The following is a 15,269-nucleotide window of genomic DNA, read 5'->3' as shown; positions in this document are numbered from 1 at the left end:
ACTCGCGTTGTCTGCAGCCTCCTGGACTTCTGTTACTGGCCGTTCGAACTACCCGACCCGTAGCGGGTGACGCTGGATTTGTCTTTGGCGGACGACCCGTTCTCGAAGTCGATTGAGGTGACTGCCTTGCCCGGCTCGGCGGTGCACCAGTCGTACATCACGGCCGACAGGGCAACGAGCGCCACCATGCCGCCGAGTACCTTGCCAGCCGTCTGCACCTCCGGGCGGTTCGCAACCTGGGCGAACTGCCGGTTCACGGCGTCGATCTGCTGGCGGATCTCCCGGCACAGGTCGTCGTGACGCCCACCGCCACCAATACCGAGGTCCGGGGTGTTGCGGCGGATGTGCTCGTGAATCTCGCGGTTCATGGCGTCGATCTGCGCCTGGAACTGCCCGACGTACGGCTGCGCAACCTTGCCGCCCACGTACGCGAGCAGACCGATCGGGAGCGCCCACAGGATCGGCGAGCGCACCGCGTTGGCCACGCAACGCTGGATGGCCTCGTTGCCGGAGGAACCGGCCGCAGCGGTCGTGGTGGTTGCAGGCGCTGTCACCGTCTCCGTTGCCGTGACAGTGCCCGGGGTCGGGGCGACCTGCGCCGGGCGGTAGCTGCCCGAGATCAGGTACGGCCCATCCACCTTGGCCCCGTCGGTGCGGGCGTAGTCGATCTGCACCTCCGTCAGCTCGCCGACGAAGTTCGGCTCCGGCACGAAGGTGACGTGGCCGTCCTCGTGGATGGTCCAGGTGCCTTGGGTCGGGATGGTGAGGGTGCGGGAGTCGTCGCTAAGCGATGCGCCCGGAACGGGGCGGAATTTGAGCGATTGCTTATCGACGGAACCATCCCCCACCACCACCTGCACCACGGTGCCTTGGATGCTGTCGAACCGCGCACGACCGGCGGTGAATTCGACGGTGCTGCCGCCCGGCGCGGTGTGGGTGACCGTGGATTCGCGGGTGATCGTGACCGGGTCCGGTGTGACCGTAATCGGATCCTGCGTCACCGTGACCGGCGCCGGGGTGACCGTGACGGCAATGGTCTCGGTGCCGCCCGGAATGGTCGAGGTGATCGGCTCCGGGGTGACCGTCTTCGGCTCCGGGCTGATGGTGAGCGTCGTGGTGACTGCGGTGGGCTCGCCCGGGACGGTGACCGCAGTGGTGATCGGGTCGTGCGTGACCGTGACCGGCGCCGGGGTGAGTGTGACCGTCTGCGGCTCCTGTGTCTGGGTGACGGTCGTGACGACAGGTTCCGGGCTCACTGTTACCGTCGGCGGGGTTACCGTCACCGGATCCGCGGTGGCGGTGATGGTTTCCACCGGGTTGGTGGCGGTGACCACGTCGGTGAAGCGCTGCGTTTCGGTCGCGGTTGCGGTCGCGGTGGTCGACACGCTCGTCGTAGCAGTTGTCGTGGTCCTACCCGTCACCGACACCTGGTACGTGGTGGTCTCGGTAGCACCCGTCGCGGTGGTGGCCTGCACGGTCACCGGGTCCGGGGTGCCGCTGAAGTCCTTCGCCGGGGTGAAGGTGACCACGCCCGTCGCCGGATCAATCTGGAACGTGCCCTCAGCGGTCTCAATCTTGTTGTCCGTCGCACCCGGCAGCGAGTACGTGATGGTCCAGGCGCTCGGGAACGACGGGAACATTTCCGCGCCGGTCTTCGAGGTCTGCGTCTGGTTCACATCGCCAGTGCTTATCGACGGAGACGTCCTCGGCGAGCGGTAGTCGCCGGAGACCGTGCCGGTGTCGGTGGACTGCACGCCGTTGGTGTTCTTCGCGGTGTAGTTCACCGGGGTCGGCGTGCCGTAGAAGCCGTCTACCGGGGTGAAGGTGAACGTGCCGTTGTTATCGACGGTCCAGGTGCCCTGCCCGTCGACCTCGAGTTCCTTGCCTGCGGGTTTCCCGTCGGCACCGACGAACTCCACCGTGGACTTATCGACCGTGTCCAGGTACCTCGGCGTGACCTTCAGGGGGCTGCCGAGGTTGCCGAGCACGCAGGCGTCGTAAAGGTGCACATCCACCGGCTCAACGACGGCGGTGTACTTCGCCGTCGGCGTGCCCTGCGCGTTCACGATCCCGATGCCCACCGACTGCGCCGTGCCGACGAACGCCGGGTCCGGGGTGAACGTGACCTGGCCGGTTGCCGGGTTGATGGTGTACGTGCCCTCGCCCGCGACGGTGAGGGTGTTGTTCTCCGCCGGGGTGCCGTCCGGGGCGAAGAGTCCGAAGACTGCCTGGTCCCACCACGTGGCCTGGGCGATGTTCGGGAACAGCTCCTTCGCAGTGAGACCCTGGTCTTGGCGGTTCTTGTCGTCGGAGTGCTGCGTCACGCCCTGCAGATTGGTCGTAACAGCCGAAATCGGATCCGGCGTGGGGTAGAACGCCGAGATCTGGCCGGGCACCTGTGCAGGGATACCGTCGAAGTTGGTGGCGGTGTAGTCGATGGGGGTCGGGCTGCCCACAAACGCGCCGCCCTCACCGTCAGGTCCCTGCGGAGTGAAGGTGAAGTTGCCTTGCGTATCGACGGTCCATGTGCCCTCGCCTGGCACAACCAGCGTCTTGCCGTCCGGGGAGAGCGTGCTGCCTTGCGGCGCGATGATCCGGATCGTGCTCGTGTCGACAGTCTTGTCGAGGTACTCGGGCGTGACCTCCACCGGCTGGCCAATGCGGGTGGCCTTGGCGTAGTCGGACGGGATCTCGACGCGCACCGGCACGACGAACGGCTGGTAGGTGCTGGTCATCTCGGCTGGCTGGCCGCTGGCGTCCCTGAGGCCGACGGTCTGGATCTCCACTGCCGGGGCCTGGCCTGTGAAGCCCTTCTCCGGCTCGAACTTCACGGTGCCCTTGACCGGGTCGATGGTGTAGGTGCCCACGCCGTCGACGGTGAGCACGTTGCCGGTTGCGCCCACAAGCTGGAACTTCACCGGGCTGTTGTCCTTGCCGTACCAATCTGTCGGCAGGTTCGGGAACATCTCGGCAGGGGTGCGGCCGGTGTCGTTCGCGCCCTTGTCGAAGCTGTTCTGGGCGGTGCCCTGCGGGCCGACGGTGGTGGCGGGGACCGTGATGGCCGCCGGGTAGGTGATGGTCACACCACCGGTGTCGGTCACCGTGCCGCCGTTGGTGGCCGCGGCGGTGTAGAGCACGCTCACCGGCGTGCCGACGAAGCCCGGCACCGGCGTGAAGGTGAATTCGCCCGTCGTTGGGTCGACGGTCCAGGTGCCTTGTCCCGGGATGTCCAGCGTCTTGCCGACGGGGTTGCCGGCAGCGTCGAGAAGCTGCACGCTCGTCGGGTCGATGGTGGTGCCGTAATCGGGCGTCGCCTTACCCGGCTGGCCGAGCGGCGCCGAGCTGGTCGCGGACGGCAACGTGTAGGTGCGGTCTTCGACGGTCGGGATGTACTGCGCAATGAGCGTCGAGTTGACCTTCGTGCCGTTGGCAGTGGTGTTGATGGCCTGAATCTTCACCCCGCCCGCCTGTTTCGAGGGCTCCCCGCCAAGGAACCCGGCGTCCGGGGTGAACGAGACCACGCCGGTGGCGGGATCGATGGTGTAGATGCCCTCGCCATCGACGGTGAGGGTGTCGACGAGGTTGGTGCCGTCCACGAGCTTGAACTGCACCGGCGCGTTGAACCAAGCCTCGGGCAGGCCCGGGAAGAGCTCCGCGGTGGTCTTGCCGGCGTCGCCCGGGGAGTTCAGGTCGGTCGACTTTTGGGTTTGGGTCGGGCCGCCGATGGTGGTGGCGGTACGGGTGACCAGCGGGTTGTAGGTAACCGTGACGGTGGACGGCTCGCGGGCCGCGATACCGTCGACACTCCGCGCGGTGTACTTCACCGGTGCCGGGTTGCCCAAAAAGCCCGCAACCGGGGTGAAGGAGAACTCACCGGTCGCAAGATCGACGGTCCAGGTGCCCTGGCCATCGACGGTGAGGGTGGTGCCGACGCGTTTGCCGGAGTCGTCGATAAGCGAAATGCTCTCGGTGTCGATCTTGTTGTACTCGGGTGTGGCCTTGAGCGTGTCGCCGACGTTGCCGTTGGCGAACGCGGGCTGGAGGTACACGTTCGAGGCGGTAACCACGGGTAGGTAGGAGCCGTCCGCGCCGCGCTCCTGGCCGTTCGCAGTGGTGAGGTTGGCGATGCGCACGCCGACCTCCGGTGCGGGGCCGACGAAGAACGGGTCCGGGGTGAAGGTGACTTCGCCGGACGCGGCGTCGATGGTGTAGGTGCCAACGTTGTCGTACTTGAGCGCGGTGTTCGGCGCGATTGCGTTGCCGTTCCGGTCGACAAGCTGGTAGGTGAACGAGCTGTACCAGTTGGTGGGGTAACCCGGGAACATCTGCTGGGCGGTCAGTCCGCGGTCGCCCTCGGAAGTGGTCCTGTCGGTGGACTTCTGCGTCACGCCCTGGGTGCCGAACGTCGTTGCCGGGCGACCGTCCGGCACGAAGTAGTCGACGGTGAGCGTGGCCGAGTCCGCCTGGATGCCGACGGTGTTCTTCGCCGTGTACTGCACCGGGGTCGGGTCGCCGATAAAGCCGACCTGCGGGGTGAAGGTGACGGTGCCGTTGCTGTTGACCTGCCACGTGCCCTCGTTTTCGACGGTGAGGGTCTTGCCTGCGGTCGTGCCGTCCGGGTTCAGCAGCTCAACGGTGTCCGTGTTGATCGCCGGGGCGCCGTCAGCCTGCGCGTAGTTCGGGCGCAGTGTCACGGCGCGGCCGACCTGGTTCTGCGCGGCGACGTCCTTGAGCTGCACCGACGGCTTGGTCACCGTCGGGGTGTAGGTGGTGTTGACCTCGGAGTAGGACTGGTTGTTCGCGTTGATCGTGTGCGCGGGGCGGGTGACGCCGTAGGCCATGACGCGGCCGTTGCCCTCGTCCGTGTTCGTGGTCATGTTGGACACGATCACGCGGATCGGGGTGGCCTGTTTGGTGGTCGGGTCGCCAGTTTTGAAGAAGTCGTTGTTCGGGGTGAACGTGACCTCGCCGGAGTCCGGGTTAATCGTGTACCGGCCCTCGCTGGTGTTCAGCTCGTTGGTGACGTAGCCGACGTAGTTGCCGTCTGCGTCGGTGGCAAACTGGTCGTCGGTGAGGTTGGCCAGCGCCGCGATCGGGTCGTTCCTGTCAACCTGGAACGCGTAGGTGGCCAGGTAACCGTCCCAGATGATGCCGTCGGTGACACCTTGGAACCCTGTTCCGGCCTGCGCGGTCTGCGTCGTACCGAGCGCACCCGCGGATGCGAGCGGCGACGTGGTCTTGCCCGGCAGGCCGGTGGTGGCGTAGTCGTACTGCGGCGCCGGCTGCCCGCCGGGCTTCACCGGGTCGATCTGGATCGGCAGCGGCGGAGCGTAACCGATATAGCCCGGGGCCGGGTTCCAGGTCACCTGGAACGTGGAGCTTTGGGAGACGTAGGACCATTCGCCAAGCTGAGTCGTAATCTTGTTGGAATTGCTGAACGGATCTGGGCGCACAGCAGACGTAAACCCATTGCGGTAGATCGTCGGTTTGGCAGGATCCCAGATGGTCAGCGGAACAGGGCTTCCCCACTGGTCGTAGGTGCCGGTCCTGGCTATGCCGTCGGCGGCCACCGCGTCCAGGCTCAGGTACAACGTGCCGTAGCGGGTGACGTTCTGCTTGACGGTGGTATTCCACGGCACCGACGCCGGGGTCTGATCGTCGTAGGTGACGGTGGTGCCCTGAACCGTGCGCGTCGCGGCATCGGCGGTTGGCAGGAAGGTCGAATCGGGGGCGGCCACCTGCACGGTGGTCAGGCCGAGGATGGCGACGGTTGCGGCGCCGATCGCACGGGTGGCGACACGGCTGTTTGCGCGGGTGGCGTGGGAGTGAACACTCATGAGAACTCCGAGGTGAGAAGGGCAACCTACCTGAACAAGCAAGCTGCGAGAATTATGTTCATCCACCACCCTAGCGTTATTACATTTTCCTGTCAGTTCGTTACCAGTTAGCCACTAGCGCGCCCGAGCGCCCGCAGCCGCCACCCTGCCGCCTGCCAGGTTGGGGGGTCGAGCACGTTGCGGCCGTCGATAAGCAATTGCTTATCGACGAGCTCCGCCGCCCACACCGGGTCCATCTGCTTAAACTCGTCCCACTCGGTGGCGAGAATGACGAGTTCAGCACCAGCGAGCGCATCTTCGAGCGAGCTGGCGTAATCCAGCGTGGGGAACACCTTCGCGGCGTTGTCCATGCCCTGCGGGTCGTAGACGCGCACCGAAGCACCCGCCAACGAAAGCTGGCCCGCCACCGCGAGCGCCGGCGAATCGCGCACGTCATCCGAGTTCGGCTTGAACGCGGCGCCGAGCACCGTGATGTTGCGCCCGATCAGGCTGCCCAGCTCCTCGCGGGCCAAGTCCACCACGCGCTGGCGGCGGCGCATGTTGATCGCGTCGACCTCCCGAAGGAACGTCAGCGCCTGGTCCGCGCCCACCTCGCCGGCGCGGGCCATGAACGCGCGGATGTCTTTCGGCAGGCAGCCGCCGCCGAAGCCCAGACCGGCGCCGAGGAACTTGCGGCCGATGCGGTCGTCGTAGCCGATGGCGTCCGCGAGCTGGGTGACGTCCGCGCCGACGATCTCGCAGACCTCGCTGACGGCGTTGATGAAGGAGATCTTGGTGGCCAAAAACGCGTTGGCGGAAACCTTCACCAGCTCTGCGGTCTGCAGGTCGGTGACGATGAACGGTGTGCCGTTTTGAAGCGGCGTGGCGTAGACCTCGCGGGCGATGGCCTCGGCGCGGCTCTCCCCTTCCGTGGTGCTTGCGCCACGCACGCCCAAGACGATGCGGTCCGGCTCGATGGTGTCTTTCACCGCGTAGCCCTCGCGGAGGAACTCCGGGTTCCAGGCGATCTCAACGCTGGCGTGACCGCCAGCGTCGGCCGCAAGCCGATTCGCCCGCTCCTGCAGCGCGGCGGCGGTGCCCACCGGGACGGTGGACTTGCCCAGGATCAGGTGGTCGCCCTTAAGGTGCGGGACCAGGTTATCGATCACAGCCTCCACATACGTAGTGTCAGCCGCGTACGAGCCGCGCTGCTGCGGCGTACCCACACCGATGAAATGCACGTTGGCGAACTGGGCGGCTTCTTCGTAGGTGGTGGTAAATGAGAGCCGTCGAGAAGCAATGTTGCGCTCCAACACGTCCGGCAAACCCGGCTCGTAGAAAGGGACCTTGCCCGCCTTGAGCGCCTCGATCTTGCGCTCGTCCACATCGATGCCCAGCACCTCATGGCCCAGCTCAGCCATGCACGCCGCATGCGTCGCGCCGAGGTAACCAGTACCAATCACAGTCATCCGCATAACTGGCCATTATGCCGTGGGGCGCGCGGATCGGCAGGGCGAAGGGAACCGCGGCGGGCGTGTCAGCGTCTAACTCGATATGGGAGAAGTGAAGCTGACCGACGGCATGCCCGTGACGGGAGCGGACCTGCTTGTGCCGCGCGTCCCCGGCGACCCAGCGTGGGGGCTGCGCGTAAGCGACAAATTCGAGGTATCCAGCACGAAGGAAATACCGTGGGAACTGGCAAAACACCGTTCGCGCTACCACGGGGCGGGGGTCTGTTATCGGGTGCCAGCTCATCTGCGCGCCGCCGCCTGGGCGCTGGAGCACCCCGGCCACACGGTCAGCGGATTCGCGGCCCTGGCGCTATACGGCCTGTCGTTTTTCGTCGACGGGTGCGACACGGTCCTTACCTCCTCCAGAGTGAGACGAACCCAAGGCCCTACCGCAGCCCGGCCGAAATTGATGCGCGCCGACACTCCCCCATCGGAGTTGTGGCACGTGACCTGCCGCGGAACCAGGGTGCCGGTCGTCGCGCCCGGGCTCGCCGTCGTGCAAGCCCTGCAAGAGGTACGGCGCGGTAGCAACGGCTGGGAGGTGCTCGACGTGGGCGAGGCAAGGTTCGTGCGGGCGGTGCAGCTTCTCGACGCCACCCAGGCCCACCTCAACATCAACCCCCTCGACGTTCTCCGAGCCGCGCGGAACCGCCTCGACCTGCGGTGGGTCGCCGAGGCCCTGGCCGCGTCGTCGCAGCTCGCCGACTCACCGAAGGAGACCGAGATGCGCCTCATCGCGGCGGCGCTGGCCGAGAAGTACGGCCTGGTACTGCAAGAACAAGTTCCGGTAAAACACGGTGGCACGTGGGTGACCTCGTTTGACCTCGCGCTTACCGACGCGCAAAGCGACCTCAAGGTCGGCCTCATGTACGACGGCGAGCACCATGCCGGGCGCGAGCAAATGCAGAAAGACTCCCTGATCAACATCGAGACCGGGGTTCAAGGCTGGCGATACTTCCGGTTCACCCGAATGACGTTGCCGATGATGTACAACCGGCTCGACGCGTTCTTCGCCAGCCAATTAGGCCCGCGGTAGCTGGGGCGGCCGGGCTGCATGGGTCCGGCCGGTGGTCCCTAGACCCCACTCTCGATCCCGCGCTTGCGTGAAAGATTTTGAAGAGCATTCGCATCGTCCCAGGTCGCGAATGCCCCCGTGAAGAATTTAAAAGAATCTTTCACGGGGGCGGCGGGCCGGGGGTTGAGGTTTGGTGCCGTCGGGCTAGTTCACGTTGTCCGCGTCGTTGTTGCCCTGGCCGCTCGCGGTGGCGTCGCCGTCGGCGGTGGGCACATTGCCGTCGTTCCACGCGGCGCCCGGGCGGTGGTTCTCGGCCTCGTCGACGGTGCGCACGGCGCCATCGATATCAGCGTTGTGGTTGTCCTTGCCGGTCGCGTGGCCGCCGCAGCAGCCGCCGGTTGCCTGCTCCGCCGGTGCGGTGGTCTGGGTGTTGGCGGCGGCGTGGTTGTGGCCGCAAGAGCACTGGCCCGCCTCGTGGCCGCAGCCGCAGGTGCCGGTGGTCTCAACGCTGCCCTCGGCGGGCACCAGCTTGATCTCCTCGCGCACCTCGGCGCGCTGCGGGTCGACCGGCTTCTCGGCGTGGTTGCCGCAGCCGCAGGTGTTGGTCGGGTTCTGGTTCGTCATTTCTGTCTCCTTGAGGGATGGGTGGTTAACACCAAATACGGTACAGGGAGACGTCGATAAGCAATTGCCCCTACTGGAAGTTCAAGTACGCCTTCGACGGCGTCGGACCGCGCTGCCCCTGGTACTTCGAGCCGAGCACCGACGAGCCGTACGGCGTCTCCGCGGGCGATGTCATGTCGAACAACGCGAGTTGGCCGACCTTCATACCCGGCCACAACGTGATGGGCAGATTGGCGACGTTCGAAAGCTCCAGCGTGATATGCCCCGTAAACCCCGGGTCGATGAACCCGGCCGTGGAGTGCGTAAGCAGGCCCAGGCGACCCAGACTCGACTTGCCCTCGAGACGGCCAGCGAGATCCGCGGGCAACGTGAAACGTTCCAGCGTGGCACCGAGGACGAACTCGCCCGGGTGGAGGACGAAAGGCTCGTCTGCGGGGACCTCAACAAGCGTGGTGAGATCCGGCTGCTCCAGCTTCGGGTCAATGTGCGTGTAGCGCTGGTTGTTAAACACGCGGAACAGGCTGTCCAACCGCACGTCGATGGAGCTGGGCTGGATGAGCGCGGCGTCGAGGGGATCGATGACGAGGCGCTCGGACTCGATGGCGTGGCGGATATCGCGGTCTGAAAGCAGCACGGGCAACAGTGTAACGGGCGGGGCGCCGGGGTGCTTTTGGGCGCGGGCGGGTCGGTGCCGCGGCGGTGCAGGCCGCGATTTTTTGGGCGCGGGCGGGGCGGTGCTAGAGTTATCCGCGGTCCACGCGACCAGCGCCGGCGTAGTTTAGTGGTAGAACATCAGCTTCCCAAGCTGAGAGTGCGAGTTCGATTCTCGTCGCCGGCTCCGCTTCGGCCAGGGTGTTTGCCCTGGCCGTTTTCGCATCCCGGGGCGAGGGCGGGCCAAACGGGCGTTCGCTTAGGCGCAGGCGGTGTCTGGGGGTGGTGCTTTTCTGGTGGGGCATTGTTTCCCCGCCCCGTGTCACGGGGCACGACCCGAAAGAGGTTTAACTGAACCCCGGACCCGAACGGCCCGCACAACCCCTACGCCGCGCCTCAGTCGCAGGGCTTCGGCCAGTCGGCGCCGCAGACACAGACGCAGCCACAGCCGTTCGAATCGATTGATGCCGCATCTGGCGGAAAGGGCGGCTGCGCGAAGTGGGGCGGCATCGCGGCCGGTGTCCTCGCGGTGCTGGTGCTGATGGCGTCGTGCTTGGGCGGCGACTCGGAAAGCGACCCGGTTGGGGTGACCGAGACCACCAGCACGGCGCCGCTTGCAACCCAGAGGGACGAAACGACCTCGGCGCCGTCGTCCACCCGCGAGGAAGCATCGGCGGAACCGACCACCGAAGAGGCCGCGGCGCCGTCCTCCAAGGCGGAGGACGTTCCACGCGAATACCGCAACGCTTTGCGCTCGGCGGAAAACTACCTCGAGTTCTCGGCGTTTTCGTACCAGGGGCTCTATGACCAGCTCACCAGCGAGTACGCCGACCAGTTTCCCGCCGATGCCGCTCAGTACGCGGTGGACAACCTTCAGGTGGACTGGAACGAGCAGGCCTTAAAGTCGGCGAAGCAGTATCTCGAGTTTTCACCGATGTCGGACGCGGAACTCTACGACCAGCTGGTGAGCGAGTACGGCGAGCAGTTCACCCCGGAGCAGGCCCAGTACGCGATCGACCACCTGGACGGCTAGCCCTCGGCGAGGCATTCCCGCACAGGCTCGTACGAGACGAGAAGAGCGGATCGTCTCAGGTAACCGTCTGCGCTGCGGGTTTCGGGCCCGCGGAGGATGCGGTAGCCGGGGTGGTATTCCACGGCTTGGGCGAGTGCGTCCGGGTCGTGGTGGTGCACGACGAAAATGCCGTCGGGGGTGTTGAAGGTGAGGCGGGTGCCGTGGTGGGCAAGCACCTCAATGGGCAGCCACTCGTCGGCGGGGCCGTTCGCGGCTCGCAGCGCGGGCAGGTAGTGGGTGTTGTGCCCACGCCCGACGATTTGGCATGCGTGCCGATCCACGACGCGTAGGCGCGACGTCGTCGCATCCTCTTCGGGCACGGGACCGTAAGGGTTGAGAAACGCCGCGATTTCTTTCCGGGTGAACATGGGTATCTCCTTGTATCGCACTTCCGGCGGGCGGTGGCCAGCCGGCGGATCTTCCCCCGGGAGCACCGTGCGCGACAGGGCGCGGTTGCTTATCGACGTTTGCCGGGGGCCTTTTTCGCCGATCATCTTGATCCAGGCCACCACCATAGTAGACCGCTTTGTCTGCCGCAACTTCGTTATGCTCGAATGGCATGAAGTTGGCAAGCGCGTTGATGACCCTCGCGGCCGGGTACGGGGCGCTGCAGGGCGCAAACAACCGCCCGGCGCTGCCGTTCAACGACCGCGATTTCAAACCCGACCACGCCACTCCCGTGCTGTACATCCACGGCATCAACTCGCGCACCGCCGCTTTCCGGCTCAACGCGGAGCACCTGCGCAACGAGGGCTTTTGGGTGTGGGGTTACGACTACGGCGACATGCTCGCGCCCGGGTTTTTCGGCGTGGGCGACTTGGACGCGATTGTCGAGGACGTGGCGGACAACGTCGACAAGGTGCTGTCCCGCACGGGCGCCGAGCAGGTGGACATTGTGGCGCACTCGCAGGGCGGGCTGATGACGAAGCTCTACATCGCCGCCGGCGGCGCCGCGAAGGTGCGCCGAGTGGTGGCGATGGGCGCGAACTTCCACGGCACCGACTTCAGCGGCCGCGCCGACTGGTTGGGCGAGGTGGCGGGGCGCGTCCCGCGGCTGGCGTCGGTTATCGCCCCGGGCGCGGTGCAGCAGCTCGCGGGCTCGTCATGGGTGCTTGAGCGCGCCGGCGTCCCCGACACGGACCCGCGGGTGGTGTACACCTCGCTGTACTCGCCGGCGGACACGGTGGTCACCCCGAACTCCGCGTCGGAGCTCGAGCCTGTCGACGGCGCCGACGTGGCGAACATCGACTCCGCCAAGTGGTACGACGGCTACGCGCCGCTGCACCCGCTCATGCCGCGCGACCCCCTCTACGCGCGGCTGACGGTGTGGGGGCTGACCCGCGCCGTCGGCGAGCACACCCCGCCACCGATACGTGTCTAGAACAGCAGCGTCACGCCGTAGAACGCCGACGCCAACACCAGGCCGATCACGGCGATGAGCGTCTGGTTGACCGTCCACGTCTTCAAGGTGGTGGCCACGTCTAAGCCCATGAGGCGGCCCACCAGCCAGAAGCCCGAGTCGTTGACGTGGGAGGCGATGACGGAACCGGCCGCGGTGGCCAGCACGATGAGCGCGAGTTGCACCTGCGAGTAGGCGCCCGCCTCCACCGCCGGCACCATCAGGGCGGCGGCGGTGGTCAGCGCCACCGTCGCGGAGCCCTGCGCCACGCGCAGCGCCGCCGCGATGAGCCACGCCGCGAGCAGCACCGGGATGCCCAGGTTGGACATCGAATCCGCAAGCGCGTCGCCGATGCCGGAGGTGCGCAGCACCCCGCCGAACATGCCGCCGGCGCCGGTGATCAGGATGACGGAGCACACCGGGCCGAGGGCCGACTCCATGCGCGCCTGCACCTCGGCGCGCGGCACGTCCAAGTTGTAGCCCACGGCCACCATCGCCACGAGCACGGTGATGAGCAGCGCGATCGGGGTCTGCCCGAGGAACGTGAGCGTGCGGGCCCACAGCGCGTCGCCGTCGATGCGGCCCGCGGTGGACAGCGCGTTGACGCCCGTGTTGCCGAAGATGAGCACCATCGGGATGAGCAGCACCGAAATCACGGTGCCCGGGGTGGCCTGCTTCTGGGTGACCTGCCCCTCCTCCTTCGCGCCCAGCAGCGTGTCGGCGACGCGCTCCGGGAACTTCTCGCCGCACTTCAACCCCCACAGGTAACCGGAGACGTACCACGTCGGCACCGCGATAAGCAGGCCGAAGATGAGCACCAGGCCCATGTCCGCGCCGTAGAAGTCGGACGCCGCGACTGGGCCCGGGTGCGGCGGCACGAACACGTGCATCACGGAGAACGCACCGGCGGCCGGCAGGCCGTACGCCAGAATCGGGCCGTTCAGGCGGCGCGCCACCGCGAAGATAACCGGCAGCATCACCACGAGGCCCGCGTCGAAGAAGATGGGGAAGCCCATGATCAGCGACGCCACACCGAGGGCGAGCGGGGCGCGGTCGTCGCCGAAGCGGCGCACGAGGGCGTCGGCAAGCGACTGCGCGCCGCCGGAGGCCTCAACCAGCCGCCCCACCATCGCGCCCAAACCGACGAGCAGGGCGATGTTGCCGAGTGTGGAGGAAAAGCCGGTCATCAGGGTGGGCATCACGCCGTCGATAGGGATCCCCGCCGCGATCGCGGTGAACACCGACGCGACGATCAGCGCCACGAACGCGTGCATCCGCAGCCGAATCACGAGGAACAAAATCAGCGCAATAGCCAGCGCCGCAATGCCAAGCAGCGGGCCGGCGCCCAGCACCGGCTCCCAAGTATCCATGTCCATGGCGGTAGCGTACCGCGCCTGACCTGCGAAATGTTAGCCGCAGGTGACCACCGGCTCCGGGTCGTAGACCGTCGTCTGGGTTTCAGAGGAGATGAGGTTGCCGGAAAGGTCGTAGACGTAGCGCGTATCCGAGGTGGTGAAGCCTTGCGAGCCTGACGACGGCACGCACCCCGCCCCCGCGGCGTTCACCGTGCCCGGCGACGTGTACGCCCAGCGCCCGCCGTTGACGGATTCGACGCTGACGGTGCTCACGCCCATCAGGGAAACGGTGACCTCTCCCCCGCCCACCGACGTGGCGATGCGCACCGGGTGCGGCGAGTCGTTGCGGAACTGCAGGTCGATCGCGCCCTCGTACACCGTGGCCTCGCGGCCCGCCGGGTAGCGGGAGATGTAGTACGAGTGCGGGGTGTGGGCGACGTCGGTCATGCCCGCGAAGTACGCGGCGTTGTACAAGGTGGTGGCGAACTGGGAGATGCCGCCACCGACGGCGTTGTCGGCCCGGCCGTTCAAGATGATGCCGGAGGACACGTAGCCCTGCGCGGTGCCGCGGGGGCCGGTGTAGCCGTTGAGTGAGAACGTCTCGCCCGGGTTCACAATCGCGCCGTTGACGGTGGCGGCCACCAGCGCGATGTTGGTGCCGGACGGGCCGGAGAACCCGCCGGTGGTAAACGACCCGACGGTTTCGTTGAAGGTGGCGCGCTCGGCTTCCTCGGTGGTGTATTCGGCTGGTTTGTCCTTGTATGTGGCGTCCCAGTCGCGCGGTTGTCCGCCGAGGACGCGCTCGTTGAAGCCTTTTAGGGTGGCGTCCCAGTCGATCACGGAGCCGTCGACAGCGGGTGCGACGCCGCCGCCTTCGAGCACCCGCGCGTTTTGCATGGGTCGCTCGGTGCGCACGATCTGCTCGCCGAGCATGTGGCCTGCGGCCTCGTAGTTCACGTGCGGTTCGATGCGCCCGTCGACGTTGGGGAACTGCACGATCTCGCCGAGGCGCTCGGCCGGGATGGTGGCTTTGACTTCCTCGCCCGCGTCGCCGCCTTCGGGGTCACCGGGTTGGCCCTGCCCGCGTCGCCGCCTTCGGGGTCACCGGGTTGGCCCTGCCCGCGCCCGGTGAGCGTGAGCGGCCCGGAAAGCGCGGCCTTGACGGGCCCGTCCATGGCGGCGGTGACCACCTCGTCGTTGATGGCGGGCTGCAGCTCGTCGGGCTCCACGTCCACGCCGTCGGGGTTGAGCCAACCGGCGGTCAGCTCGTCGCGCAGCCGGTCGCGGGGCACGTCCTGGCCGAGCTTTGGCTTATCGACGGCTGCCTCGCCCCCCTCAACCCGAATCACCCCATCAACCGGTTCCACATGCAACTCGCGCTGCACGCGGTCCAGCTGCGGGGCCAGAAGGGCTTCATCGACCACGGTCACCGCGTCCACCTCGTGCTCACGGAACAGCCCCACTAGGCGCGAAAACGGGTTCGCACTTTCAATGCCTGCGGCTTCGATGGTTGCCGGGAAGTCCACGCTTAGACCCGCCTCGGCCGGCACCACCACGGCGTCCTGTTCGGCGGCGCGGATGGAAAGGGGGCGCGTGGGGGCGTCGATAAGCTCTTGCTCAAGCTTTTCCTGCGCCTCGCCCGGCGCCATACCGCCGATGGCAACCCCGCCGACGGTGGTGCCGCGCGGCACGTTGCCGCGGTTGAGCGCCAGGTCGGCGAGGTAAAGCGCGAGGGCTACGGCGAGCACACCGAGCAAAATGCCCAGCGCGACCCGCCCGCCCGAGGTGCCGCGCCTGCGGTGGAAGGTCGTAGTCACGCCAACAAG

11 protein-coding genes, 1 tRNA gene and 1 riboswitch are annotated in these 15,269 nt (G+C 67.0%); of the genes, 4 read left to right on the top strand and 8 right to left on the bottom strand.

What is annotated here, in order from left to right; all coding sequences use genetic code 11:
- Positions 1-32 precede the first annotated feature (32 nt).
- Positions 33-5,837, bottom strand: a complete 5,805-nt coding sequence (locus HWX32_RS00915; RefSeq protein WP_175934361.1) for a hypothetical protein — start codon at positions 5,835-5,837, stop codon at positions 33-35.
- Positions 5,838-5,944: 107 nt separating this feature from the next.
- Positions 5,945-7,291 carry a UDP-glucose/GDP-mannose dehydrogenase family protein gene (locus tag HWX32_RS00910; RefSeq protein ID WP_175934360.1) on the bottom strand — a complete coding sequence of 449 codons (1,347 nt, stop codon included), beginning with the start codon at positions 7,289-7,291 and terminating at the stop codon, positions 5,945-5,947.
- Positions 7,292-7,397: 106 nt separating this feature from the next.
- Here HWX32_RS00910 and HWX32_RS00905 point away from each other — a divergent pair, with 106 nt between their 5' ends.
- Positions 7,398-8,363: a hypothetical protein gene (locus tag HWX32_RS00905; RefSeq protein WP_175934359.1), complete on the top strand. Its 966-nt coding sequence runs from the start codon at positions 7,398-7,400 to the stop codon at positions 8,361-8,363.
- Positions 8,364-8,546: 183 nt separating this feature from the next.
- Here HWX32_RS00905 and HWX32_RS00900 read toward each other — a convergent pair whose 3' ends face one another.
- On the bottom strand, positions 8,547-8,966 hold the full coding sequence (locus HWX32_RS00900) for a hypothetical protein (RefSeq protein ID WP_175934358.1): 420 nt from the start codon (positions 8,964-8,966) through the stop codon (positions 8,547-8,549).
- A 70-nt stretch (positions 8,967-9,036) separates the two neighbouring features.
- On the bottom strand, positions 9,037-9,600 hold the full coding sequence (gene dcd / locus HWX32_RS00895; protein ID WP_175934357.1) for a dCTP deaminase: 564 nt from the start codon (positions 9,598-9,600) through the stop codon (positions 9,037-9,039).
- Positions 9,601-9,733: 133 nt separating this feature from the next.
- Here dcd and HWX32_RS00890 point away from each other — a divergent pair.
- Both HWX32_RS00890 and HWX32_RS00885 read left to right on the top strand, forming a co-directional pair.
- Positions 9,734-9,804: transfer RNA gene (locus HWX32_RS00890), tRNA-Gly, on the top strand.
- Between the two features lie 342 nt (positions 9,805-10,146).
- Positions 10,147-10,650, top strand: a complete 504-nt coding sequence (locus HWX32_RS00885) for an Ltp family lipoprotein (RefSeq protein ID WP_254868194.1) — start codon at positions 10,147-10,149, stop codon at positions 10,648-10,650.
- Here HWX32_RS00885 and HWX32_RS00880 read toward each other — a convergent pair.
- Positions 10,647-11,057: a hypothetical protein gene (locus tag HWX32_RS00880; RefSeq protein WP_175934356.1), complete on the bottom strand. Its 411-nt coding sequence runs from the start codon at positions 11,055-11,057 to the stop codon at positions 10,647-10,649. The two genes, HWX32_RS00885 and HWX32_RS00880, sit on opposite strands and share 4 nt — an antisense overlap.
- Positions 11,058-11,069: 12 nt before the next feature.
- Positions 11,070-11,190, bottom strand: a riboswitch (SAM riboswitch).
- A 58-nt stretch (positions 11,191-11,248) separates the two neighbouring features.
- Here HWX32_RS00880 and HWX32_RS00875 point away from each other — a divergent pair.
- Positions 11,249-12,070, top strand: a complete 822-nt coding sequence (locus tag HWX32_RS00875) for a triacylglycerol lipase (protein ID WP_254868193.1) — start codon at positions 11,249-11,251, stop codon at positions 12,068-12,070.
- On the opposite strand, the gene HWX32_RS00870 is transcribed toward HWX32_RS00875, so the two are convergent.
- Genes HWX32_RS00870 through HWX32_RS11350 form a run of 3 tightly spaced genes read right to left on the bottom strand, consistent with a single transcriptional unit; the run spans position 12,067 to position 15,260 of the window.
- On the bottom strand, positions 12,067-13,458 hold the full coding sequence (locus HWX32_RS00870) for a GntP family permease (protein WP_175934979.1): 1,392 nt from the start codon (positions 13,456-13,458) through the stop codon (positions 12,067-12,069). The two genes, HWX32_RS00875 and HWX32_RS00870, sit on opposite strands and share 4 nt — an antisense overlap.
- 39 nt (positions 13,459-13,497) lie before the next feature.
- On the bottom strand, positions 13,498-14,439 hold the full coding sequence (locus HWX32_RS11355; protein ID WP_368485896.1) for a VanW family protein: 942 nt from the start codon (positions 14,437-14,439) through the stop codon (positions 13,498-13,500).
- Positions 14,397-15,260, bottom strand: a complete 864-nt coding sequence (locus HWX32_RS11350) for a hypothetical protein (protein ID WP_368485895.1) — start codon at positions 15,258-15,260, stop codon at positions 14,397-14,399. Before HWX32_RS11350 ends, HWX32_RS11355 begins: the two co-directional genes overlap by 43 nt.
- Positions 15,261-15,269: the final 9 nt, after the last annotated feature.

Source organism: Corynebacterium sp. Marseille-P4321 (assembly GCF_903645305.1).
GTDB lineage: Bacteria > Actinomycetota > Actinomycetes > Mycobacteriales > Mycobacteriaceae > Corynebacterium.
Note: the sequence above shows the minus strand (reverse complement) of the source record. Positions and strands in the feature narration are given on the sequence as shown.

Coding starts and splice junctions, on each gene's coding strand:
- HWX32_RS00915 (WP_175934361.1), bottom strand. CDS start 5,837: ATGAGTGTTCACTCCCACGCCACCCGCGCAAACAGCCGTGTCGCCACC.
- HWX32_RS00910 (WP_175934360.1), bottom strand. CDS start 7,291: ATGCGGATGACTGTGATTGGTACTGGTTACCTCGGCGCGACGCATGCG.
- HWX32_RS00905 (WP_175934359.1), top strand. CDS start 7,398: ATGCCCGTGACGGGAGCGGACCTGCTTGTGCCGCGCGTCCCCGGCGAC.
- HWX32_RS00900 (WP_175934358.1), bottom strand. CDS start 8,966: ATGACGAACCAGAACCCGACCAACACCTGCGGCTGCGGCAACCACGCC.
- HWX32_RS00880 (WP_175934356.1), bottom strand. CDS start 11,057: ATGTTCACCCGGAAAGAAATCGCGGCGTTTCTCAACCCTTACGGTCCC.
- HWX32_RS00875 (WP_254868193.1), top strand. CDS start 11,249: ATGAAGTTGGCAAGCGCGTTGATGACCCTCGCGGCCGGGTACGGGGCG.
- HWX32_RS00870 (WP_175934979.1), bottom strand. CDS start 13,458: ATGGATACTTGGGAGCCGGTGCTGGGCGCCGGCCCGCTGCTTGGCATT.